Origin of the sequence: Ktedonospora formicarum (assembly GCF_016587355.1) — a bacterium.
Classification (GTDB): Bacteria; Chloroflexota; Ktedonobacteria; order Ktedonobacterales; family Ktedonobacteraceae; genus Ktedonobacter; species Ktedonobacter formicarum.
Genome location: NZ_BNJF01000001.1, coordinates 2,602,180 through 2,625,999, shown reverse-complemented (window position 1 = coordinate 2,625,999; position 23,820 = coordinate 2,602,180). Strand labels below are relative to the sequence as shown.

Annotated in this window: 17 protein-coding genes; 3 read left to right on the top strand and 14 right to left on the bottom strand. The window is 50.9% G+C overall.

All coding sequences use genetic code 11. The features are described from left to right. Nucleotides 1-25 precede the first annotated feature (25 nt). Nucleotides 26-2,272: a tetratricopeptide repeat protein gene (locus tag K3T82_RS11270; RefSeq protein ID WP_220193562.1), complete on the bottom strand. Its 2,247-nt coding sequence runs from the start codon at nt 2,270-2,272 to the stop codon at nt 26-28. 172 nt (nt 2,273-2,444) lie between these two features. Then, nucleotides 2,445-3,356: a 16S rRNA (adenine(1518)-N(6)/adenine(1519)-N(6))-dimethyltransferase RsmA gene (gene rsmA, locus K3T82_RS11265; protein ID WP_220193561.1), complete on the bottom strand. Its 912-nt coding sequence runs from the start codon at nt 3,354-3,356 to the stop codon at nt 2,445-2,447. 694 nt (nt 3,357-4,050) lie between these two features. On the opposite strand from rsmA, the gene K3T82_RS11260 reads away from it, so the two are divergent. Continuing rightward, the gene (locus tag K3T82_RS11260; protein WP_220193560.1) at nt 4,051-6,957 is read left to right on the top strand and encodes a transglycosylase domain-containing protein; all 2,907 of its coding nucleotides are present in this window, start codon (nt 4,051-4,053) and stop codon (nt 6,955-6,957) included. Between the two features lie 82 nt (nt 6,958-7,039). On the opposite strand, the gene K3T82_RS11255 is transcribed toward K3T82_RS11260, so the two are convergent. Together K3T82_RS11255 and K3T82_RS11250 are read right to left on the bottom strand one after the other, a co-directional pair. Next, nucleotides 7,040-7,561 carry a PaaI family thioesterase gene (locus K3T82_RS11255; RefSeq protein WP_220193559.1) on the bottom strand — a complete coding sequence of 174 codons (522 nt, stop codon included), beginning with the start codon at nt 7,559-7,561 and terminating at the stop codon, nt 7,040-7,042. Nucleotides 7,562-7,623: 62 nt separating this feature from the next. Continuing rightward, the gene (locus K3T82_RS11250; protein WP_236031112.1) at nt 7,624-8,472 is read right to left on the bottom strand and encodes a PP2C family serine/threonine-protein phosphatase; all 849 of its coding nucleotides are present in this window, start codon (nt 8,470-8,472) and stop codon (nt 7,624-7,626) included. A gap of 218 nt (nt 8,473-8,690) precedes the next feature. Between K3T82_RS11250 and K3T82_RS11245 the strand changes: the two genes are divergently transcribed. Next, nucleotides 8,691-9,953, top strand: a complete 1,263-nt coding sequence (locus tag K3T82_RS11245) for an MFS transporter (protein ID WP_220193558.1) — start codon at nt 8,691-8,693, stop codon at nt 9,951-9,953. A 4-nt stretch (nt 9,954-9,957) separates the two neighbouring features. Here K3T82_RS11245 and K3T82_RS11240 read toward each other — a convergent pair whose 3' ends face one another. The 5 genes from K3T82_RS11240 to K3T82_RS11225 form a co-directional block, all read right to left on the bottom strand. Then, complete coding sequence (locus K3T82_RS11240) at nt 9,958-11,505, bottom strand: tetratricopeptide repeat protein (RefSeq protein ID WP_220193557.1); 1,548 nt, start codon at nt 11,503-11,505, stop codon at nt 9,958-9,960. Nucleotides 11,506-11,714: 209 nt separating this feature from the next. Then, nucleotides 11,715-12,674: a helix-turn-helix transcriptional regulator gene (locus K3T82_RS11235; RefSeq protein ID WP_220193556.1), complete on the bottom strand. Its 960-nt coding sequence runs from the start codon at nt 12,672-12,674 to the stop codon at nt 11,715-11,717. A 25-nt stretch (nt 12,675-12,699) separates the two neighbouring features. Continuing rightward, entirely contained in the window at nt 12,700-12,912 is a 213-nt protein-coding gene (locus K3T82_RS47635; protein ID WP_236031110.1) for a hypothetical protein, read from the bottom strand. 32 nt (nt 12,913-12,944) lie between these two features. After that, nucleotides 12,945-14,204 (bottom strand): DHA2 family efflux MFS transporter permease subunit, encoded by a 1,260-nt coding sequence (locus tag K3T82_RS11230; RefSeq protein ID WP_236031108.1) that lies wholly within the window; start codon nt 14,202-14,204, stop codon nt 12,945-12,947. Nucleotides 14,205-14,361: 157 nt separating this feature from the next. Beyond that, on the bottom strand, nt 14,362-15,150 hold the full coding sequence (locus tag K3T82_RS11225; RefSeq protein WP_220193555.1) for a sulfite exporter TauE/SafE family protein: 789 nt from the start codon (nt 15,148-15,150) through the stop codon (nt 14,362-14,364). 196 nt (nt 15,151-15,346) lie between these two features. Between K3T82_RS11225 and K3T82_RS11220 the strand changes: the two genes are divergently transcribed. Continuing rightward, nucleotides 15,347-15,619: an antibiotic biosynthesis monooxygenase family protein gene (locus tag K3T82_RS11220; protein ID WP_220193554.1), complete on the top strand. Its 273-nt coding sequence runs from the start codon at nt 15,347-15,349 to the stop codon at nt 15,617-15,619. A 79-nt stretch (nt 15,620-15,698) separates the two neighbouring features. Here K3T82_RS11220 and K3T82_RS11215 read toward each other — a convergent pair whose 3' ends face one another. The 5 genes from K3T82_RS11215 to K3T82_RS11195 form a co-directional block, all read right to left on the bottom strand. Further along, nucleotides 15,699-15,953, bottom strand: coding sequence for a hypothetical protein (locus K3T82_RS11215; protein WP_220193553.1), 255 nt, complete (start codon nt 15,951-15,953; stop codon nt 15,699-15,701). Between the two features lie 297 nt (nt 15,954-16,250). Then, on the bottom strand, nt 16,251-18,002 hold the full coding sequence (locus tag K3T82_RS11210; RefSeq protein ID WP_220193552.1) for a phospholipase D family protein: 1,752 nt from the start codon (nt 18,000-18,002) through the stop codon (nt 16,251-16,253). A gap of 58 nt (nt 18,003-18,060) precedes the next feature. After that, nucleotides 18,061-18,825 carry a Nif3-like dinuclear metal center hexameric protein gene (locus tag K3T82_RS11205; RefSeq protein WP_220193551.1) on the bottom strand — a complete coding sequence of 255 codons (765 nt, stop codon included), beginning with the start codon at nt 18,823-18,825 and terminating at the stop codon, nt 18,061-18,063. Between the two features lie 82 nt (nt 18,826-18,907). Further along, nucleotides 18,908-20,284 (bottom strand): CCA tRNA nucleotidyltransferase, encoded by a 1,377-nt coding sequence (locus tag K3T82_RS11200; protein ID WP_220193550.1) that lies wholly within the window; start codon nt 20,282-20,284, stop codon nt 18,908-18,910. A 423-nt stretch (nt 20,285-20,707) separates the two neighbouring features. Then, a complete protein-coding gene (locus K3T82_RS11195) occupies nt 20,708-23,554 on the bottom strand; it encodes a tetratricopeptide repeat protein (RefSeq protein ID WP_220193549.1) in 2,847 nt (948 codons plus the stop codon). Between the last annotated feature and the right edge of the window lie 266 nt (nt 23,555-23,820).

The window sequence follows — 23,820 nt, the reverse complement described above, 5'->3', positions numbered from 1 at the left end:
GAGGTCTGCGCCTTTCTATCTGCCGTTACATGCCGCGCAGGCGTGCAGCTTCAGCTTCGGCGGCGCGAGCATCCTTCTTGCGATAGAGTTTGCGGAGCGCTTCGGCCTTACGTAACCAGTTGTCTGGATCACCTGGGGCGAGGCTGATGGCGGCCTCGGCGGCCTGGAGAGCTTCGTTATAGCGCCCTAATAGTTTGAGTATCAGAGACTTGTTGTGCAGGGCCGAAACCATGCGCGGATTGGCTTTGAGTGCTCCATCGTACGCGAGCAAGGCCGCGCTATAATTTCCCAGGCGGTACAGCGAATTACCTCTTCCATTGAGTGCTGCCGGGAGGTTGGGATTACGGCGGAGCGCCTCGTCATACGCAGTCAAGGCGAGATCATAGCGCTCCATGCGACTGAGAACTGCTCCTTTGCCTACCCAGGCGGGAGCGAACATGGGATCAAGCTGTGTCGCGCGCTCATAGGATTCCAGCGCTTTGCGATAGTTGCCCAGATCTTGCAAAATTTGTCCGCGTCGTTCCCACACTTTGACGTAGTTAGGATCACATTGTAACGCTCGATCATAATTGTCCAGCGCGAGCTTGAACTTCTGCTGAGCGTAGAGCACATTCCCCAGACCATAGAGGGCCGGAGCGAAGCGCGGATCGCGCCTGATGGCCTCCTGATAGGCCTGATATGACTCACGCAGTTGCCCCATCTCGAAAAGAATCAAGCCCTTGCTGTTCCAGTTCAGCGCTGAGTTCGGTTCCAGGCTTAGAGACTTCTCTGCTGCCTGGAAGGCCTCACTGTAATGCTTCATCTGGCGTAGTACCAGACTCTTGTTGCTCCATGCCAGCGCCATTCCGGAGTCAAAGCTCAAGGCCGTATCAAAGGCATTAAGGGCTTGATCTGTCAGACCGAGAGCACTGAGGGCCGCGCCCTTGCCATTCCAGGCTACGGCATTCCCAGGCTCCAACAGTATAGCTCGATCGAAGGCAGACAGCGCGTCGCGATTGTGGCGCATACGATTGAGGGCTACCCCCTTGCCGTTTAAGGAGGTCACTAGATCGGGATCAAGTTGTAGGGCGCGGTCAAAGGACTTCAAGGCCTCGCGATGTTGTCCGTTGAGAGCCTGGGTTAGCCCTCGCCCCTGCCATGCCTGAGCATTGAGTGAATCAGTCTTGATGACCCGGTCATACAGGGCGAGCGCTTCTGGAACCCGACGCTGCGCATAGAGTTTATAGGCGTCCTGTAAGAGTTGGCTGGTCTCAGGCGCTGAAGAGGTGGTTTTGGTATAGGTGCCAGTCATCCCTGAGGGAATGCTAGTTTTACCTACTATATTTATCGCAGGCTGACTTAGTGTACCGCTGATACGTTGCTGCTCAATGTAGCGTAGCACATCCAGTACTTCTTGCGTGCTGGCAGGGCGTTTATCTGCATCCATTTGTAGCATGCGTTCGAGCAGGTCCTCTAATTCTGGTGGAACCTGTGGATTAAGGGCTGAAGCGGGTCTGAAGAAGAAGGGTTGTTCGCTGGGATCGACCCCGGTGAGTAAACTATGTAAGAGCGCGCCCAGGCTATAGATATCCGAGCGGGGCGTGCTTTGAGCCTTGCCATACTGTTCGGGCGCGGCAAAGCCCGGTGACCCGAGCGCGACTGTGTCATGGGATTGCCCCGGCTTGAAGACACGTGCGATTCCAAAATCAATCAGGTAGATGTGGTTGCCATTGATCATCACATTCGAGGGCTTGAGGTCACGAAAAATGATGGGCGGCTGATGTTGATGTAGATACCCTAGAACATCACAGAGTTGCTTGCCCCAGTCTAAGACATCATCAAATGGGAGTGGCTTCCCACCGGCTTTCTCTACATCATCCTCTATAGAGCGACCCTCAATAAAATCCATGACCAGGTAGGAGCGTTCATTCTCGCTAAAGTGGTCATAGATGCGAGGAAGATTGGGGTGTAGGAGGTCCGCAAGCAGGAGCGCTTCTCGCTCGAAGGCATCTTCAGCCTCTTGTGCGCTTGTGTCTGAGAGGCCTGCCTTGCTCATCTCCTTGATGGCGATGGTGCGATTATTGAACCGTGTATCCAGGGCTTTATAGACCGCGCCCATCCCACCCTTGCCTATTAGCGTTTCAAGCTGGTAACGCCCACTGAGCAAGGTTTGTTCGGGTAGCGACCCTGTGGTGTGCCGGAATGGTAATGCTTTGGCACAATATTGGCAGAAGTGCGCCGTAGCCGCATTCGCTGCTCCACAGTTCTCGCAGAACTGCTCCTGTGTCGACATAGATTTCGCTACTTCTTCTTCCAAAATAGAGTTCTTAACACACTAAGATCTGATACAAAACCCCCGCCTTCATGCGAAGACATGACAGCCTATTATGTGGCTAACGCTGAGGTGCTTGAGTGTTCATATCCTTGTATTTTAAGGAGTAATAGCTTTTCGTATAATAGCATACCTACGAGGAAATGTTGCGTGTGGCCTCGATTTGCCTCCACAACTTTATCCACTCCTCAATACTTAACATCTCAGCACGCCTGCTAGGCTCAATGCCCGCCTCCATAAGGCACTCACGAATGATCTCATTTTTGTAGTGCAAGGCATGGGTTAGTGAGTTGTGTAGTTGTTTGCGCTTTGCCGCGAAGCCTGCTTGTACAACGCGAAAGAAGCGATTGCGTTCCTCCAACGTCAATGGAACCTCATCGTTGACATCGATCCGTAAAATGGCCGAATCAACTTTTGGTGCGGGATAAAAGGATTGAGCAGGAACCCTGGCGACGATGCGTGGCGTTCCGTAGAACTGAATGCTTACTCCTAGCAGGCTCAAATCACCTGGCTCTGCAACGATGCGTTGAGCCACTTCCCATTGGACCATCACAACTAATAGTTGGGGAGCATTTGTGCTCTCTAGAAAGTGACGGAAGGTTGGCGCGGTAATATAATAAGGCAGGTTCGCGACCAGTTTGTAGGGTCTGTGCTCAAAATAGTCTGTAGGATCGATGAAGAGCAGGTTTTTCTCGACAAGCTCTACGTTGGAGGTGTTTCCTACTGTCTTGTCAAGCAGTGCCAGCATATCGCGTTCTAGTTCGACCGCTACTACCCGATGTGCCACCTTCGCCAGTTCGCGTGTCAGCACTCCGGTTCCTGCCCCAACCTCAAGAATTTCATCTTGCGCGTTGACCTCTGCCGCCTCGACAATCTTCTCAAGCACAGAACGATTTATAAGGAAATTCTGACCAAAAGACTTATTTGGACGCATATTGTGTGCGTAGAGGAGGTTTCGCAAGTCGTGTATATTTGTGAGATCAAGCGTATCGTAGTTTGTCATGGGTTTCGCCACTGGTTGGCGCTGCTCCTGGTGTTTTACCACTCTCTCTTCGTCCGTCCTTCACCGCGTTGCCCTCTGCCCGAAGGACAGGGGAATGAATAAACGATACCCCCTCACCGTATAATGGCATCGCGAAGCTTATCAGGCCCGGTATGTGATAGGTATACACCATTTTCTCTTTCTCGGGCCTCTCATTTAGTTCTGGAATTACAGCACGCAAGCGCCTATCTTGATGGTATGAGGTTCCTGATTATTATATACTACCAAGTCTATCTTGCCTCTCCGTATCCAGCCCTCAATGTACTACTACGTCACTCAAGCACTTGAGTTGCAACATTCACCTCTTTTCCCTTGTTCATATCTTACCTGCCAGCAAGAGTACATTTTTATAGTTATAATTATCGATATTCAGCCATAATACTGCCTAAATACTCCAAATCACTATCCCATACGTTTTACTATAATGTGTAGTAGGTGAGTGCAACACGTGAACTTACCGGGAAATATGCTGGTGCGTAGCTTGGATAAGGATTTGTTGTGACTAGTATGGACTTGGAGCCGATACGCCGCCTAAGAGTTCCCAGACAAGCCCAGTGGGCCACGTAAGTGGTGAGGATACTGAAGTGATGAGATACTGAATAAAAACCTTATTGTACAAAGCATGTGGATAGGAGTGGGACGTTTATGAGTCAATTTATAGGGAAAATGTACTATGATCCAGAAGGGATATATATAAATGTCAACCGAGCATCCTGATACTAATAAATCAGACATTTCAAGGCAGAACTTCAGCTCATCACAGGACGCTCTACCGCAATCAGCCGATAGAGGTATGCTTGGCAAGGGTAACCACAAGCAACCGCCCACGTTGTTTAAACAACCCTTACCCTATCTGCCAGACCACAGTGGTTCACACCTTGCACATACTGCACCAGATTCGCCTACGCAGCACGTTTCGCTCTCTCAGGCGGAAAGCGACTCTGAAAAGCGACCTCGAACGCTGCAAGCGTATATCGCCCATCTAGTTGATATCACAGAGCAGAAGACGCTGACTATGCCCAGTATTGTTGCTGTCCTCAAACCATCCATACAAACGCGTGAGACTAGAAGAAACGCAAAGGGGCATAGACAAGCCTTGCGTAAAAGGCGTTCACGCTTGAAGCATCCCAGGAGAGGGCGTTCAGGTCCTCCACGCCTGCTCATTAGTGCTTCCTTGCTCTTTCTGGTAGTTTTATTTATTGCCTTTGGTGGCACTGGCCTTGCATATGGCTATTACCAGGTTCAGCAAGCTTCCATTGACGGTATTGCCCATCATTCACTTTTTCAGACTACCCATATCTATGATCGCCATGGCAAACTCCTATATGAGTTGTATGATAAACAAATCGGCAAGGGGCGACGTACCTATGTCAACTACCAGGATATCTCGCCACTTTTGATTAATGCTACTGTAGCTGCTGAGGACCATACCTTCTGGTCTAATGGAGGTGTTGATCTCCAGGGTATTGGACGTGCGTTTCTCTCCAACGCACGTAGTGGGGAGGTGCGCGAGGGGGGAAGCACGATCACCCAACAACTCATTAAGAACCAGTTCTTTGCGGGCCAGGAGCGCAGTTTACCAGTCAAAGCGCAGGAGGCTGTGCTGGCAGCGGGTCTAACACAAGAGTACCCCAAATGGAAAATCATGGAGATGTATCTCAATACTGTCTACTATGGCAATATCAACTATGGGGTCGAAGCGGCTGCGCGCAACTTTTTTGGCCTGCAACCACAATGCCAGAAAAATGTTTGTAAGCCAGCCATCTCGCGCCTGACACTGGGTGAGGCTTCACTCCTTGCGGGTCTGCCCCAGAGCCCGACGTACTATAATCCTGTGATTAACAAAGAGGCTGCACTGGAGCGTCAAGCCATTGTGCTGAACTCGATGGTTGAGATGAAGATGATTACTCCCGCCCAGGCAGAGCAGGCCCGTGCCGAGATGCGTCAGAGCGTCATCAAGTCCTATAATGCTAATTCAGGTATGAAAGCTCCCCATTTCGTTCAATATGTCATTAATCAACTTGAGCAAGTGCTTGGAGGCCCCGTCAATCTGCGTGATGGTGGCTTTGATGTATATACTACGCTCGACTATGATTTAGAACAGAAAGTAGAGGCCATAACCTACAACAACCTGTATACAACGACCTATGACCAGGGGTTGGGTACCTATAATGTGTTGAGTCGAGACAAGAACGTGAACAACGCCGCTGTTGTGGTGATGAATCCCAAGAATGGCGAGATCCTGGCTATGAATGGTAGCGCCTCCTATGAAGCCAACACGCCTGAGGCCCCAGGGCAGATGAACGGAGCCACGACTGAGCGTCAGCCAGGTTCATCCTTCAAGCCTATTGTGTATGCGACAGCCTTTGAAATGGGCTGGTATCCCGCCATGATTGTCTCTGATCATCAGACCGTGTACCCTGTTGATCCGCCAGATTATTATCATCCGCAGAACTATGACGCCAAGTTCCATAGCGATTATCCCATGACGGTTCGTACAGCGCTTGCGAATTCGTTTAATATTCCCGCTATTGATGCCATTATGTATGCTGGCATCCCGAATGTGAAAAATATGGCGGGCCGTCTGGGCATTCCAGAGGTGGCGAATCTCCCTACCTCGCAAACAGGCCCCTCATTGGCGCTGGGCTCAAAAGAGGTTTCGCTGCTCAATATGACGGGTGCCTATGCCACCTTTGCTAACCAGGGTCTACGCATGCCTCCCATTTCAATTCTCTCTATAAAAGATAATCAGGGCAAGGAGATATACAAGTTCAATAGTGCTCATCCTGCTGGTATACGTGCGCTGAGACCAGATGTAGCGTTCTTGATTAACGACATTCTCTCTGATCGAACCGCGCGCTACAAAGAGTTCTATCCGGGAAATCCGTTGGAGCTAAGCCGTCCAGCGGCGGCAAAGACTGGTACTACTGATAGTTTCCGTGATAACTGGACTATTGGCTATACGCCGTATCTGGCTGTGGGCGTTTGGGCTGGCAATAGCAACAATGAGCGGATGTATGATGTCATTGGTATTACTGGTGCTGGTCCTATCTGGCGAGATGTGATGGAGTATACCTCTCAATATTATGACTTTCCGCCTGATGGTTTTCCTCGTCCAGCGGGCGTGCATTTAGGTACTGTCTCAGCGAATACCGGACTAGTTCCTGCGTCTGGTGAGGGGACCGTGAGTGATTGGTTTATTGATGGTACTCAGCCTACGCTTCAAGGGGCGAACTACTATGTCCCGCCTGTAGTCTGTCCGGAGCCTAAAGACGAGGATGAGGAAGATATCAGTAATGATACTGATAGCGATAAGGAAATTCCCGAAGCCTGTAAAGATCCCAAATTGAGGGATGGGAACGGGAAAGATGGTCGCGACAAAGATGGGAAAAATGGCGATAAAAATAATAGCTCGGGCGGCTCTGGTGATGGTAGCGGTCGCGGTTCGGGCAATGGTAGCCGCCGCAATCCGGGTTCGGAGTGGAGCCGTGGCAATGAGGGCGGTGACAATGATGCTCCCGGTATGATGCCTTCGAATAGGAGGAGCAGTGGTTCTAATGGACCTGATGCACTTCCAACTAGCTCAGCGGCTCCTGGTTATTGAGAGCCACTTCCCTTGTGAGCGATATGCAAGCCACCCTTCCTGGTATTCGGAAAGGGTGGCTTGTGCGTTGTGCTTTTGAGAATCAGCTCTGTGGACGCATGAGCATGCAGGTTGTTGTACCGTGGGCGTAAAGTTTTCCTGCTGCGTCAACGATGCGTCCCTCTGCTGTTGCGATGCGTCCACCCTGGTGAATGATATTACCTTCACAGCGAACAGGACCAGTCGAGCTTGTCAGGGGACGAAGATAATTGACCTTAAGTTCTAGAGTGGTATAGGCTGTCTTGAGTGGTAGCACCGATTGAACGGCGCAGCCCATTGCGGAGTCAAGCAGGGTCGCTGCCACACCGCCATGTACGGAGCCTATTGGATTGTAATGGTATTCGGCAGGCTCGACAACAAAAACGATGCGTCCTTCTTCAACTTCAGCCAGACTCATCCCCATAAGTTCCGCTATTGGTGGGGGCGCGATGGCTCCACTTAATAGTGCTTTGAGATATTCTAGCCCGCTCATCTGTCTGCCCAGTTGGGCGCTGGCGAGTGGATCGGTCCAGGTAACGGTGCGTGAGCGGGTTGGGGCTTCACTTTGTGTCTCAATCTCTTCCATGTCTGGTCCCATTTCTAGCTCTGAGCGATAAGAGCCCATATAGAGCGATTACTTGTGAGCGATTACGCGGGCGAGGAAGCCCAGGTTGGTGATTGGGGATTCTCAATGTCCCAGAGGAGTAGCGTTGCGCTATCTAATCCGCCCTCTTCATGTACACGTTCTAGCGCGGTACGAGCCAGCGGTCGTAAATCTATATCGCGAACCTCACGCTTACGTGTGAAATGATCATAGAGATACCAGGGATTCTCAAAGGGATGCTGCCCAAATTCTAGCAGCCCATCAGTGAGTAGAAGTATTCGGTTGCGGCCTCCGCGTAGTTCACGAATGCCAGTTGCATAGCAAGGAATGGGGAGGTCAAAGATATTTGAGCGCCCTACCCACTCAAAAAAACTGCGCTGGTTAAGTGCGAACTGACCAAGCCGTGCCAGTTCTGGATGCAACAGGTAGAGTACACAATCGCCGATGCAGAGCCACCAGAGAAAACGTTCTTTGCGTGCGCAGATCAAGCATGAAGCTTCGCCGCGTATAGTGCGGCAACGTTCTCTAAAGGCTGGTGAGCTAAGTTGCTGATAGATAATTTGTTGAAGTGAGATGAATGCTGTCTCGATGGGTTGCTGCATGAGGGATGCAATCATGTCTTGTTGGTCTGTAAAGAGATCCAGCAGCAGGCTTGTGCTTTGTGGGCTGTAGTGTCCATCAATGAGTGCCGCGACCTCCCAGGAAGCATCCTGAGCGCAACAAATAAAAGCTCCATCCTCATTCTTATGCGCGCCTGATGAGGAGCGACCACCGTAGCGTCCTATGACCATATGAGCACATGGGCTCACATTGGGGGTATCGAGATACATCGCTTCGCTGCCGAGCCAGCGTAGCGTTGCGATCTGTGATTGCGTGGTAAAGTGCTTCGCCAAGTGTTTCGACCTCCTGTGCAAGCATGCGCTACAAAAGCCATAAAATGGGCGAGTGCTCTCATTATATGCTCAGTCTCTACTTTCTGTACAGACGAGGGCAAATGTGATCGCCAAAATATGATACATATAAGATGTGGCATATTTAAGATGTGGCATATTTTGCTGGATGCGCGATGGCGCATTATGTAAATATCCCTTAATTATTAAGGAGTTATCTTGTGGCGAACCTTAATCTGGAGCCTGCCTCGCGTGCATCTGATGTGGAGGCTGCTGCGCCTGTTGTGATAGATGGTGCAATGAGCAGGGGGCGTGCGACAGTTCGTATCTTGGTTGCGCTCTTCACTGGCATCATGATTTCTGTACACTATACTAATTATAGCCCTCTCTCTTCAGCTATGCGTTCCGAGATGCACATTACAAGCGGTGAGGTTGGGCTCTTCTCCACGCTTCTCTTTATCGGAATGGCACTTACATATATGGTTGGTGGCGTGCTGGCGGATCGCTTTGGTACGAAGCCAGTTCTGCTCATATCATGTAGCTCGCTAGCACTGGGAAGCATCGCGCAACCACTTGTTGCCAGCCTGGCATGGATGTTGGCCTGGCAGGTCGTGATTGGATTCGCGGCTGGCTGTGCCTTTCTGGCAGGGGCGAATGTGGTTGCGGGACTAGGACGTTACTCTACATTAGGACAGGGGTTTTATGGGGGATCGGTGCAACTGGGGGCGGGTCTGGGGCTCCTCTTTACCCCACTCTTGTTGCCTCGTTTGGGCTGGCAGGGCTGCTTTCTCTTCTGGGGATTACTGACGCTTGCCTGTATTGTAACCTGGTTGCTGATCCCGGAGCGTCGAGAGGCGCGGCAGGTCAGCGCTCCTCGCTTTGGTACTGCGCTCCGTTCGCGCTCGCTCTGGTTGCTTGGGCTCTCACATATGGGTACTTTCAGTCTGGGGAATGCTATTGCGGCGACGATTACACTCTACCTGATGCATGTCTATGGTATATCGCTGGTTGTAGCGGGTGCTATTGGTTCTGTGCCGCCAATCATCGGCATGTTTTTCCGCCCGTTGGGAGGTTGGTTGCTTGCGCGTCGTTATGTGCGCTCAATGTCGCTGCTCCGGTCGGGAACCGCGCTTGGTTGTCTGGGTGTTATCTTGCTGGCCCTTCCTCTGCACCTGCCCTGGCTGGCGGTTGTGGCCTTACTGATGATCGGGATTGGCTCGACTATCCCATATGCATCTGTCTTCAATAGCGCGGCAAATCTGCGTAACGTCAAGAAGGGGCTGGCTCAGGGTTTTATGAGCACTGTCTCCACACCGCCAGTGATTCTAGGTCCCCCCTTGATTGGCTTGATCTTTGATTACACGGGTAGTTTCCTCTATGCCTATGGCTTGATCGCGCTTTTTGGTTGTATCGCGACGGGGGCCGCTTTCCTGGCTCGTTCTGCTTTGAAGAATGAGTCCTTGCAGCCTCCCGAGACAATCTAGTCGGTTATAGCTGCTCAAGCAGAGGTAAGAGACGCTCGACGTAGAAATCTGGCCGTGAATGCCGAAACCAGCGTAGAGGAGCGAGTAGAGCTAGGGGGAGATGGGCGCTGATAATGGCGCTGTCCAAAGCGGAGAAAGCCTCATCGTCCATTTCTAGTATGCCAGAAGTCATAGCAAGCCAGAAGAGCATTCCCCAGTCATTTTCATTAATTGTTTGCGCTTTATAGAGTTCTGTGAGCGCATCTTCTGCCTTCTCTTCTAATAAAAGGGCGACCGCGAAAGACAGGATAGCGTGATAGTCGTATGGGTCAATACTGGCAATGAGTTCCAGGCGCTTCGACATTATGTCGGGTTCATAGTTCTCAAGGCACATATCCAGCCATGCGCATAGCCAGTGAGCCTCAATTTGTGTGCTGTCTAGTTCGCTGCTCCGTTGATAATCGTCGCGTGCGCGTCCAAGATCTCCTTTGCGCAAGTAGACTTCCCCGCGCCCTTTATAGGCGTAGGCGGAATCGGGATCCTGTTCAATAACCTTATTAAAGTCCTGTAAAGCGCGATCAATTTCATTGAGCCAGAGATAGGTAGTGCCACGGTGGTAGGTAGTAAGCATATTTTGCTTATCGAGTTCAAGGGCATGGTTGAAGTCGGTAAGTGCTTCCTGATACATACCAAGATCAACATATGACATTGCCCGGTCAGCGTACACCAGGATGAGTTTGGGATTTAACTCCAGGGCTCGATGGAAGTCATCTAAAGCCCTGGAATGCATATCGAGCGAAGCCAGGGTCAGAGCGCGATTATAGTATACTGTCGCGAGTGATGCATCGAGTTCAAGAGCCCGGTTGAAGTCAGCAATGGCTTCATGATAAAGCTTTTGTAGGCGGTAGGCTTCCCCACGATTGTTGTAGGTAAAGGGCGCGGAGGTCGAAAGCTCAAGAGCCCGATTGTAGTAGGTCAGCGAGCGTTCGGGATGTCCGCTATCGGTACAGGCTGCGCCCATGTGGTTCAAGAGCGCGATATCGTTAGGCGCGAAGCGTAGAGCCTGCTCAAAATCCGATAGGGCATCGCTATATTGTTGCAGAGCCGCATGTGCCTGGGCTCGACTGGAGTAGGCTCCATGTTGTCCAGCAGTCTTGGGAGAGAGAGCAATTGCGCGATCAAGGTTCACAATAGCTTGGGGAAACTCATGCAATTCGAAGTAGCCGAGCGCACGCCCTATATATGCTGAAAGTTCATTCTTCTGTAAGGAGATGGTCAGACTAAACTCCTGAATAGCTTTGCGATACTCCTTTGTGAGGAAGTATATCAGACCGCGTTGGTAGTATGCTGATGGATAGTTTGGTTGCAGTGAGATGGCCTTAGAGAGGTCGTCGAGTGCTCGCTGAAAGTCATTCAGGTTACGATAGACTAGTGCACGATTGTGATAGTTAGAGGCGTCATAGGGTTGTAATGAAATGGCTTGGGTGAACTCGGCCAGGGCGCTCTGGTAATCGCCAGCCTTAGCGTAAGCCGTTCCGCGTTTCTGGCGTTCAAGTGTTTTATCGGACTCCATACCACGGGACCCTTCGTGCGATTAGTGCTTATGCTCTATAATAAGCTATTATATACCTATTGTCAACCTTTGTTGTATATCCATGAATATATATGTAAAACACATATAATATCTCAATTACATGAAATGCATATATGTATATATTTGGCGATTGTAAAAACAAAAGGCAGAGAGGTGGAAATGAACCGATGGTTACTAAGGAATAACTCTTAATCAATACCCTGATATCGTTGTAGCATCGCGCGAGCCTCTTTCTCTACGCGCTGGCGGAGGGTTATGGGCTCTAGCACGCGCGCGTGGCGTCCCCAGCCCAGTAGCCACGGCATGATATCTTGTTCATGGCGAATGTGTAAGGTGATAAGCAGGCCATCTGGCGTCTCCTCACAATTAGTCATAAAGTAGTTTGGTGTTTCCTGAAGCCAGCGTGCGATCTCTGGTGCGAAGAGCACGCGTACCACAATAGGGCGTGGGCGACGCTCTTGAGGATTGGGATTTTCAAGCTCATAGGGGCGCTGGAAAGTGCTTGCAAGCACTTCAATTGCCTCTATGCGGTCGAGGCGGAAATGGCGGATCTCTTGGCGCAGATGACAGTAGGCTACCAGATTCCAGATGTTGTAGAGCGAGACCAGACGATAGGGATTCACTTCGCGCGACGTGACGCCACCTTTGCCGTTCTGCTCACCGTGCCGAGTATGATAAGTGAAGCGGATACATCGTCGGTCGAGAATGGTCCGGCGGAGTAGGAGTAACTTTTCATGCTCGTCTGATGCGTTTTGTGGACCTGGGGCTACAAAAACAATATTATTGCGCAGGTAGCGGACCTCTTCGTGTAAAAGTTTGGGAAGAGCACCACTTATCTTGCGCGCTGCTGCCAGCGCTGCTTCGCGATACTGTTCGTCGAAGTGCTGTGCCATCAGATCACTGCCAAGGAGTAGCATGGTCGCTTCGGGTACCGAGAAGCTAAGCGGGGGCAGGAAGTATCCCTCCATGAGGGCATAGCCCTGCCCAGGCGTCGAGACAACGGGAACCCCCGACTCACAAAGAGCCTGGATATCACGATAGATTGTTCGCTTGCTGGTCTCAAAAGTCGCGGCTAGATCTTCGGCGCGTTGGCGGTCTTTGCCTTGTAATTCTAAGATAATGGCAAGCAATCGGTCCGTACGATTCATGCCCTAATTATAGCATGCGTACTACTTATATAGCGGAACGCTCTTCCTTGCCGCGTACCAGCGAGGCAAAGATACCAAGCGCAGCGATGCATGCACACACGATGAAAGTGACCTGGAAGGCGTTCGTAAAAGTCTGTTGAAGTGCCAGGAGTTGCTCTTCCGCTATGTTATTTGAGCTGAGCAGACGACCTGCAGCGGAGCCACCTAGCGCGCCAAAGAGCGCTCCTGCAATAGCCACACTGAAGCTCTGCCCCATCGTACGGCCAGTCGCTAGAAAGCCAGAGGCCAGTCCCTGCCTCTGGCGAGGAGCAGCCCCAGAAGCGCGCTATTATTGGGCGATTGGAAGATGGCCTGCCCAGCACCCACTACGACCAGTCGCCAGATGATATCAAAGATCGAGCTCTGCGCATTAAGCTGACTAATCAATATCAGGCCGATACAGGCGATAGTCATACCAGTCGCAGCCAGCCAGCGCGAACCCACACGATCCGCCAGCGAACCGCTCAGCGGTGCGATCAAAGCGATGGTCAACGGGAGCGGCGTCAAGAGGAGTCCAGCTAGCTCGGTTCGGAAGTGTCGTAACTCCTCAAAATAGAAAGGCAGCATAACGCTCACCGCGAAGAGAGCCAGAAAATTGAGAATAAGGCTAATGTTGGCCGAGAGAAAAACCCGATTGCTGAAGAGCGAGAAATCGATGATTGGGCTGGCGACTTGCGCTTCTACGAAAGGCAACGCAACAAGTGACAGGACGCCAAGCACAACTAGCGCAAGCAGAATAGGAGAGGTCCAACCAATCTCGCCGCCAAAAGATAGGCTACCTGTGAGCGAAGCCATTCCTACCGCGAGCAGAAGTGCTCCCAGAGGATCAAAGCGCCCAGAATTGCGTTTCATGCTCTCCTTGAGGATACGTAGTGTAGCGATAATGCCTATAATGCCAATGGGCACATTTACATAGAAGATCCAGCGCCAGGAGAGCGACGAGGTGATTAGCCCACCCAACGTTGGTCCAACGCTTACGCCGAGCGCGACAGTGACTGCGTTAAAGCCCAGGGCACGTCCACGCTCATGTGCGGGAAATGCGCTGGTAAGTAGAGCCGGGCTAACAGCCATAATAAGCGCGCCCCCAAGACCCTGAAAAGCGCGTGAGACTATCAGGATTGGCAGGTTGGGTGCGGCCCCACAAAGCGTGGAGCCAAGCGTGAATACTGCTAGCCCGCTAATCCATACTACTTTGCGGCCCAGCATATCCGCCAGCCGCCCGGCGGTCAACAGTACGGCAGCGGTGGCGACCAGATAGGCGATGATTATCCACTCTACGGCCCCATTTAAGGGTACTTGGAAGTGGCTTGCGATGGCTGGCAGGCTGATGTTAACAATCGAAGAATCGAGGGTCGCCATAAACACGCCAATGCCCACAATGGCGAGCACGGCCCACTTGTTCATGTCTCCGTGATTTACCGCGTTGGAAGTTGTTTCTGTCGTTTGTGATGTCTGTTGCTCAATTGAGGACGAGGTGTTCTGTGATTTCATAGTGAAAGAGCCGCTTCCGATGATAATGCTAAATAAGTGGTGAGTAATTCGTAATAACCTATAGCCTAGTATATGCAAAAGTGTCTATGTAGTGACGGGCTATCGACTGCTACATATCGTATAACAAGCCTGACCCTTGTGCTGCATGTAAATACCCTTACCAGGACAGATATGTGCGAGCGAAGAAATAGACTGTGAGTAAGAGCCCGACACCGATGACGAAAATCCGCACATATTTCGGGTCAAGCTTCCGAGCGTAGTATGCTCCACCGTAACCCCCTAACACTGTGCCCACGATCATCAGGAGCGCCTGAGGCCAGAAGATTGCGCCCCGAATGATGAAAAGCACCATTGCCGACCCATTAATAACTACGGTGAGTAACGTTTTGACGCTATTCATCTCATGGATATTCTCCATTCCCATTAAGGCTAATGTTGCTAGCATCAAGATACCGATACCGCCTCCAAAGAAGCCTCCATAGATTGAGATGAGAAATTGTGCGCCTGCTACCAGAATCAGAGTTGGAATATTGATAGCCGAATGTTCCAGCATCCGCGTCCGCAGGCGCGCGGTAAAGTAAGGACTAACAGCGAAAAGTAGTGTTGCCAGGAGCAGCAGAAAAGGTACGAGTTGAACAAAAGTATCCTGCTTGGTACCAAGTAATACCAGCGCCCCAATAAGGCTACCGAGCAGGCTACTAGCGATTAAAATAATGAGAATAGCGGGTTGCTGGTGTTTGAGCTCTCGGCGATACGCGCCTACGCTGGCGAGCGAGCCAGGCCAGAGCGCCAGTGTATTGGTCGCGTTCGCCTGGATAGCAGGCAGTCCAGTAAAGAGAAGCGCGGGGAAGCAGAAGAAGCTTCCACCTCCTGCGACCGCGTTGAGTGTGCCACCAATGATAGCCGAGACAAATAAGACCACAATATCAAGCCATGTCATGTGCATAAAAGAATACCCCTATTCTACACTGCTATGAGGTGTATCTCTCCTTAAACTATATCACCTGCCAGGGGAAGAATGTTGGATGAAGTCCTGTCCAGCTACATGCATCATAGAACTTGTGCATATAATGGGCATAGAGGGTGTTGCCATAGGAAAAGCACCCTTAACATTAGGCAGAGAAGAACAGGAGAATAGCATAATGTTTGTGGTTGTTAATAAGATCGCGGTGCCACCGGAGCGTATGCAGGCGATGATGGAGGCTTTTGAGCGTGAGGCGCCCCGTATGAAGCACTTCAAAGGTTATCTTGGCATGGAATTATGGAAGGCCGAGGATAATAGCGTGCTTGCTGTCTCGCGTTGGGAGTCGCGTGAAGCGGTCGATGAATATACCAATCACCCAATGTTTAAACAGCACCACGGTGATGTGAGTAGTCAGGGGGGAGCAACCTACTACGAGGCTAAAGTTCTGTAGCTGAGTTTATGAGCTCGTAGAGGGAGCATTGGCAAGCTACGTTGTACTTGTCAGTGCTCCCTCTGTCTGTTGCTCTATTTTAAAATGGGTGACGGATGATGATGAAGATCACGATAACAAGCACGATGAGTGCCAGCGTTCCCAGGGCGAAGAAGAGGGTCGAGCGACCAAGCTTGATTCCACCTACCGGACCGGCTGCCTTGAGTTTGGCTCGCTCATCCGCGAGACGCTGCTTACGTCGATCAACGCGCTCTTTGCGTTTCTCACGTTCTTTGAGCATGCGGTCATTCTCGCTGGAAGGTCCTGTTCCCATCTGTTCCATGCGTCGCCGCATAGTTCGGTTATAGCTCTCATATTGTTGCTGCTGGGGGTTATTGCTGCCAGAGGTTTCCCGAGGCAGCGTTGATTTTGCACCTGCGATAGCGGAGCCGCCAACCTGGGGAGCGCGAGCCTTTTTTGGCTTTTTTCCGCCAGTCTTCGCTGGTTCCGGAGTTGTTGGCTGAGGGGGCCCTCTTGCCTGGGTGCTTTATTATCTTTCGCCATGACGATTGTTACTCCTTTGGTTGTACCTCATGCTAGCTATGAATAACCTGTTTATGATACCGGAATGATTATCTCTCATTCATGTCCCCTAGTTCAAGAGGGGAGATTGTTCTTGCGCGAACTGACCTATCCAGCCTTTGACCGCATCGACGGTCAATTCGTACTCATCAGCCAGATCTTCACGAATGTAAGGGACTAAATGTCCTGTGAGAATTTGCCCACTCTTGATAGCCTCAAGATTCGCGCGTGCCTGAGTTGCGCATGCCGCCATAGCGGAATTGTGGTCGGCAAGAAGGGCCTTGATACTGGACCAGAGTGCTCCAAGTTCGCCTTGTACTCGAAGTAGCTCATCACTAGGCTCAAGGCGGCCCATAATCTCAATCATACTGAAGAGTGTATCTTCATCAACCAGTCCCAGATGCTCAGCCGTAAGCAAGATGCGCAGAGCGTGCGCGATTGGCTTATGGACCAGGGCCACATTCAGTTCCGCATCGTTGCGCATGCCGCGATCATTGATATTCGCAGATCCTATCGTTACCCATTCATCATCAACAATCGCCACTTTGGCATGTACATAAATAGGACGATAGAAGCACTGGTCACCTTGCTGGAGGTGGGTTGCGAGCGTATAGACCTGGAGCCGTCCTGATGCAACGGCCTCAGGCGCGAGTTCTTGCAGATAAAGTAAGCCGTCGTCGGTAAAATCGCGACCCACATTAGGATGGTCAGGAAGAACCAGAATGACATGAACACCACGCTCTAAAGCCTCCGCCAGCACCTTGCAGAGGCGTTCCATATCTTCATGAGGAGGACCAAAAGCGGGATTCTCTAGACCCAGGAAGGTACGCCGCCATAAGTACTGGTTTTCAATGTAGATAAAGCGTTGAGCGTGACGGAAGAGCTCTAAATAGATCTCTAAAATAGTCTTGATACCATTGGGCGCAAACTCATAGGTCTGTGGTGGAATTGTGCGAACAATCTGTAGAGGAATAGTTTCGTGCTCATGCTCATCAATTGGCCGGATGTTATCTGATGGTTCAGGTAGCAGCAAGCCTTCGTCAAGTTGCTGGCGAGCGACAACGCTGTTCCAACGCTGACAGAAGTTTCGGGCCACATCAGCGACCGCTGTTCCCTCAAAGTGAAAATGTACATCATGCCAGGAGTGTGGCATTTGATCGTTGAGCCCCAAGCGGAGCACATTATAATAGATATGCCCTTTCGTATCCCAACGGTCGAAGTCGCCACCCTTCTCAGTCATCAGATCAATACCCCCCACAAAGGCGTAGCGATTATCGATGACCATTGTCTTCTGATGTAGTGATTGAATAGGATGGTTGAGTAGGTCGCGATCACCATTGTCGGTGAGGCAGAGGATACCCTGTGCTTCTAGCTCCTCTTTGATTTGTTGTGATCCCTTTTGAAAGGGGGCTGAAAAGAAATCCCAGAGCAGGATGCGCACATCTACCCCTTTAGAAGCAACATACCCAAGCACATTCGTCACATCAAGTGAGTCGCAGTCCTGCCAGAAGGCGATATCCGCTTCGGAGAGTCCTTTTTTATGTAGCCAGCGGAGTAGCTCTTCTTGTTCAGGTGAGCCATCAGCTCCAGCGCGATGATGTTTGCCTCGTACCATTGCAAGTTCGGGTGTTAGACCCCAGGCTGCGATGAGGATTGACTGTTTCGCGCGTAGGAAGTGGATGCACATTTCAAGCATCGTCATGCGCCCATCAATCAGGAAAGAGGAGCGGAAGGCAGATCGTATGGGGAAATCACTGGTTGTCCACTCGGGCTGGGGAGAAGCATCTCGCTCTACCTGTAAACTTGCTTCGAGAGTATCCATAAATTCCTTTTTATCAACCTGATTGTATTCAACGAATGTAATAAGACAGCAAAAAATATTAGATTGCGTTGGGAATATCGCAGAAGAATGTTTCAACTTTGAATTGATGCTCTAGTAGTGCCCCAATGGCTTGAATGCCTATCTTCTCCGAATTATAGTGCCCGATAGAGATAAAGTTTACTCCCTCTTCGCGCGCGTATGACTCAGTTGGCTCTCCCGTTTCGCCTGTAAGAAAGGTATCACAACCACGACTGATGGCTTCTAGCAGATAGCCCTGACCTCCTCCGGTTACGACCCCCAGGCGGCGGACGGTTTGTGGTCCATACGCGTATAACAGAGGGCGTACTCCTGATTCGTTTGCTATCTCTTCGACCAGATCACGCAGAACAGTGCGCCTAGGTGCTGTGCCAATCGCGCCGATGTCTCGACCAGAAGCGTTCGCGAAATTCACGCCCTCTACGATGAAGCCAAGCTGTTTAAGCCAGAGCACATTGTTGCCGATCTCTGGATGGGCATCGAGTGGGAGATGATAGCCCAGGAGTGTGATATCGTGCTCAAAAAGGACTTTGAGGCGCCCCTTCATCATAACCCCTATCTCGCGAGGCATGTTGTTCCAAAACAGCCCATGATGCGTGATAAGCATGTCAGCCTCGCCAGCCGCAGCCATGCGGAAGGCTTCAAGATTGGCGCTCACGCCAAGGGCGATCCGTTTGACTCCCGCTTTGCCAATAACCTGCATTCCATTGGGGCAATAATCACGGAAAGCCGAAATATTCAGATAGTCATTGAGGAACCGAACAATATCATCGCGAAATACGCTCATGTAGCTTGTCTTCCCTTTTGCTGAATGTCTCAGGTGCATCCTGTTCCTTCAGGATGCTATTTTCTCGAATAAGCGAACTATATTACATATGCTCGCGTTCCACAAACTCTCTGGCGAGGCGTGTGGCTGTCTCTTTATCATCTGATGCGAGTGCGCCATCAATGACCAGGCCCAGGAGATACTCTTTTAGAGGACGGAGCCAGGGACCTGGACCACGCTCGAAGAGCTGCATCAATTCGTTACCATCAAGAGGACTTTTGATTGGTACACGCTCGGCCTCTTCCTGCAAGTGTTGACAGCGCTCCTCAAGCTCAGTGACACGTGCGTTGGCCCGTGCAACCTTGTCAACTCGGTAGCTTGTTATATCTGCGCGAGAGAGGTCGAGGAGTGTAGGTAAGTCGTGCCCCGCGTCTAACATCAGGCGTCGAACAGCGCCGTCAGTCCAATCGGTAGTATAGGCATTCGCGCGCATGTGCAAGCGAACAACTCTAGATACGGAATCGATAAACTCCCGATCAAAATGGAGACGTCGCAGGATATCGCGGGCCATATGGGCCCCTACTTCTTCATGCCCAATGAAATGTACCTTATGGTCTTCAACACTCTTGGTACGAGGTTTAGCGATATCGTGTAAGAGCGCGCTCCAACGTGTCTTCAGCCCGGATGACGAGCGTTCGACGACGCGAAGCACATGCGCGTAGACTTCTTTAGAGGCGGGAACTCGTGGATTGGATTGCTGGCTGACGCCACGCAAGTCCAACATCTCTGGCATGATGTACTCCATGAGTCCAGCTTCAACCAGGAGATCAAGCCCTTTCGCTGGATGAGGTGAGAGGAGGAGCTTGTTCATCTCATCCCGAATGCGCTCACGACTAATTTTCTGTAACTTGGCAGCCTGCCGTTTAATCGATTGCCACGTTGTTGGCTCGATGACAAAGTCGAGTTGAGCAGCGAAGCGGATTGCGCGTAAGAGGCGCAGTGGGTCCTCATCAAAGCGTTTATCTGGCTCATCACCAACCGCGCGTAGAATATGGGCTTCGAGATCCTGGCGACCGTGAAATAAATCGATAATGTGCCCATTGAGCGGATCGCGTGCCAGTGCATTGATCGTAAAATCGCGCCGTTTCAGATCTTCAGCCAGATCTGTCCCAAAGCAGACCTCTGGTTTACGCGATTCTGGATCATAGCGTTCACTGCGAAAGGTTGTGATCTCAACAATATTATTGCTATCGTAATGTAGACGTACCGTGCCAAAGCGCTCACCAACAAGGACGACAGCGCTGGGTTTGGTGGGGGCGACCAGGCGTTTGATTTCCTCTGGAAGGGCATCAGTTGCCAGGTCCGCGTCAGCGGACTCTCCCCGATGGAGCAACACATCACGTACTGTCCCACCTACCATATAAAGTTGTTTATGCTGCGCACGGAAGTCTTGAGCCAGCCTGATAATAATATCTAGCATGCTAACGTTCTGTATCTGCTATCTTCGGCACACTCCTTATCCGAATACCTGAGCGCATGTTGCTATGAACATCAACACTACTTTCGTGGTAGCGACGTTGGTATTCATTTGCGCTTAGATATTTGTGCAAGGAGTGCGCGCTAGCCGCGACTGCGGCGCTGGTTTTCGTATTAAGAATACAATGGCCTGGCATTTGCCAGTGAAAATGCTCTCTTTAGGTAAACCCTGCCTGAGGGACTGGTAAAAGATGCTGTGTCCAGTCTGAAGCAGTTATGTCCTATATTGGAAAGAAGTATATCCAACCTAATTTTACAATGGGACTATTGTATCATGTTCGGATAGCGACGTAAAAGAGGTTTGGTGGGTGGATTTTCTCCATCTTTCAACTTGAATGCTGACTAAATATGATATGGTGACCACTTTCTAGGAGGCGGGAAGATCACGAAGCCAGCGTTGTGCCTCTCTAGTTAAATGGTGGTGACGCGAGGCGAAGAAGGCTGCGCAAGCACTGCCTAGCCTGTGAGCGGTTGCGAAATCTTCTTCTAGTTCGGCGACACGCGCCAGACCATATAGAGCACGTGTATGCCCCTCATCACCTATGTCTGGGATGTCAAGCATTTCTTGAAAGTAGGTTCGCGCTGGCTGAGGCTGGCGCTGATAGACTTTTAGTTTGCCGTACTCGAAGAGTAGGTCGCAGAGTTGGCGTGGACGATGAATCTCACGAGCCAGGATCATAGCTTCGCTCAGGTAGCTTTCCGCATCGGTGAAGCTCGTACAGGCTGTCATTGTTGCCCCCAGTCCCGTGAGCATGATGACAATGTAGCGTTTATTGTTTGTCAGACGTGCTCGAACCAATCCCTCCTCATAATATTCTATTGCCTGCTTGTATTTCCCCTGAAATCGCATGATGTTTCCCATATTGTCAAGGCAACCACAAATGGGGTTTGTATGTCCAATTTGTCTTGATAATTCTAGCCCTTCACGTGCGTAAGCCTCTCCTTGCTCATACTGCCCTCGCTCATTGGCGAGAAAGCCAAGATTGGTCAGGACATTGCATAGGCTCTCTTTGGCATTGATCTGGCGCGCCAGGATCTGGGCTTCCAACAAATATGCTTCAGCATGCTTGAAATCTCCTAGTTCACCGAGAACACATCCCAAATTATTTAAAATCTGACTGGTGAGCTCGCGGTGCCCTATCTGGCGAGCTTGTTCCAGGGCTTCAAAGAGCAGGCCTAACGCTTGCTCATAATCGCTACGCTCAAATATGAGTGTGCCTAGACGCAAAAGCACCTTCGCCTGATGCTCTGGGTTATCGAGTCCCCTTGCGAGTTCCAGGCTTTCCCAGGCATATTCCTCTGCTTCCTTGTAGTGATCCAGGCTTCCATGAGCATGTGCCAGCCCTAGTAGTAGTTGGGAGAACTGTTCCTGGTTAGCATGCCGTTGCGTAAGCACCGTTCCTTCTTCAAAATACATGATGGCGTCGTTGTAGTATCCTCGGCGTTGTAAGATGGTTCCCAGACATGTCAGTAGATCACTGATAGCGATCTCATCTTTTAAGTGTCGTGCCAGCTGCAGGCCGCGTTGATAGTATGTCTCGGCTTGAAGATAATTTCCCGACTTGCGGGCGATTCTCCCCAGGTCGCGTAATATCGCGATGAGATCGCTTTGGCGTTGGTGTTGATGCGCGAGTTCAAGTGCGTCGCTCAGATATCTTTCCGCCTCTGCATAGCGTCCCCGCGTAAATAGGTAGCTACTGATAGCCCTGATACCGCGTAAAAACATGTCTGGTATCTGATGTGTTCGCGCGGCTTCCAATGCTGCATGAATGTTCTGGCTCTCTTGATCAAGGAGATGATAGTCGCTGGCATGTTGTTCTAAATAGGCTACAAAATGGATCGCGAGGCGATGATACACCTCATTATCTTCGAGCTGTACTCGTGCGTAATCAGCGATTGTTTGGTGGAGCGCATAGCGATTGGGACTACTACTCTCCAGGAGACCTGCATCGGAAAGGGCATCAAGCGCTTCATGCGGTAGTTGCATCACGGCAAGCGCAGCCTCTTCTGCGAAGCTATTAGGCTTGGCTGGAAAGACTGAGAGGGCGCGAAGGGCGGTTCTGGCCTCTTCGTCGAGGAAAACGTCGCTGACCTCGATAATAGCTTGTAGCGTCACACGTGTATCAGGTGGTAAGCTTGTATGGCGGTCGATGAAAGAGCGAGGCTCGCTGATATTAAGGCGTTCGGGAGCATGTCTCAAGCGCGCTAGCGCAGCTGCGATGCGCCGAGGCTGCCGGCTGTACGATTGAGTGCGTAAGTATTTGCCAATGAGTGTGAGCGCGAGCGGGAGACCACCAACAGAACGCACCAGTTCGAGTGCATTCTCCGCCTCTTCTTGTACGACATGAGGAGCCAGGCGCCCCAGCAGTTCCATGCCATCACCCTCAGACAACTCGCTAACCAGTGTCGCGTTGTTTTCAGCGAAATGGAGCGCAATATGCGGAAAACGTGTTGTGAGCAAAATAGCGCAATTGGGGCCACCAATCTGGCAATTCAGGGCATCCTCAATCTGCCATACATCATCAATAATGATGAGTATGCGTCTCTGGCCTATCGCAAAGCGTAGAGCTTTGACCCAGGGCTCGCTATGTTCTCTACTAGGAAGAGCTTTCATGCCAATGTCGGGAAGTGTTGCGGCATCAATATGAAGTAACATACCCCAACGACTCAGATGCCCCGGTATCTGGGGATGAGGCCCCAACCCTGCCCAGAGAATCCCATCCGAAAAATAGTGTCGTATCATGGGGTCATGGGCCAGGGCTACTGCGAGTGAGGTTTTGCCCACGCCAGGGATTCCGTTCAGGGCTACCAATGCCGGTACCTGATGTTCATCGCAGAGATGGAGGCTTACATGGCGTAATAATGCATCTCGTCCAACGAGCGAGCCGCCGACAGTCGATAAGAGTGGAATTGCTGGATCAAGAGCCGGAGATAGAATCGATGATGGCACATATTCGCTTACTTCGCCCTGCCTAGAAGGCGCATCTTTTGGCTCTGGAGGCGTCTGGACAACATCTTCATGTACCAGTCCTAACTCTTCTGCATTCTTGCCGAAAAGATCACAAAGACGCTCACGGAAATAAGGATAAGGAAAGGACAATCCACGTTCCCAACGACTAACCGTCGCAGGGTCGGTGCCTATTTCCTGGGCAACCCTCGATTGTGACCAGCCGCGTAATTCGCGTTCGCGCCGTAAGCGTTGATTTGGCTTCATGCACCTCGCTCCCCATGTGAAAAATCAAACGGGATGCTGTATCAGATAGATATGTATCTATATATTTGCGACAGCATATGTGGCTTCCAAATACCAGGGTATAATCTCTTCTCTGATGAATGCGAAAGAAAGGAATGGGCGTAAATACGGAAATCAAGTATATACATAGAAAGAACAGGGTAAAGTTGTTATGTAGTTGTCTAGTAGTTGTCATTGTAGCAGATAGTGCCCAATATGCATAATAAGGAGGGTGGGGCATAGGCAAA

Excerpts from the sequence above, each read along its gene's own strand:
- K3T82_RS11270 (WP_220193562.1), bottom strand. The coding sequence starts at position 2,272 with ATGTCGACACAGGAGCAGTTCTGCGAGAACTGTGGAGCAGCGAATGCG.
- K3T82_RS11260 (WP_220193560.1), top strand. The coding sequence starts at position 4,051 with ATGTCAACCGAGCATCCTGATACTAATAAATCAGACATTTCAAGGCAG.
- K3T82_RS11255 (WP_220193559.1), bottom strand. The coding sequence starts at position 7,561 with ATGGAAGAGATTGAGACACAAAGTGAAGCCCCAACCCGCTCACGCACC.
- K3T82_RS11240 (WP_220193557.1), bottom strand. The coding sequence starts at position 11,505 with ATGGAGTCCGATAAAACACTTGAACGCCAGAAACGCGGAACGGCTTAC.
- K3T82_RS11235 (WP_220193556.1), bottom strand. The coding sequence starts at position 12,674 with ATGAATCGTACGGACCGATTGCTTGCCATTATCTTAGAATTACAAGGC.
- K3T82_RS11230 (WP_236031108.1), bottom strand. The coding sequence starts at position 14,204 with ATGAAATCACAGAACACCTCGTCCTCAATTGAGCAACAGACATCACAA.
- K3T82_RS11225 (WP_220193555.1), bottom strand. The coding sequence starts at position 15,150 with ATGCACATGACATGGCTTGATATTGTGGTCTTATTTGTCTCGGCTATC.
- K3T82_RS11220 (WP_220193554.1), top strand. The coding sequence starts at position 15,347 with ATGTTTGTGGTTGTTAATAAGATCGCGGTGCCACCGGAGCGTATGCAG.
- K3T82_RS11215 (WP_220193553.1), bottom strand. The coding sequence starts at position 15,953 with ATGCGGCGACGCATGGAACAGATGGGAACAGGACCTTCCAGCGAGAAT.
- K3T82_RS11210 (WP_220193552.1), bottom strand. The coding sequence starts at position 18,002 with ATGGATACTCTCGAAGCAAGTTTACAGGTAGAGCGAGATGCTTCTCCC.
- K3T82_RS11205 (WP_220193551.1), bottom strand. The coding sequence starts at position 18,825 with ATGAGCGTATTTCGCGATGATATTGTTCGGTTCCTCAATGACTATCTG.
- K3T82_RS11200 (WP_220193550.1), bottom strand. The coding sequence starts at position 20,284 with ATGCTAGATATTATTATCAGGCTGGCTCAAGACTTCCGTGCGCAGCAT.
- K3T82_RS11195 (WP_220193549.1), bottom strand. The coding sequence starts at position 23,554 with ATGAAGCCAAATCAACGCTTACGGCGCGAACGCGAATTACGCGGCTGG.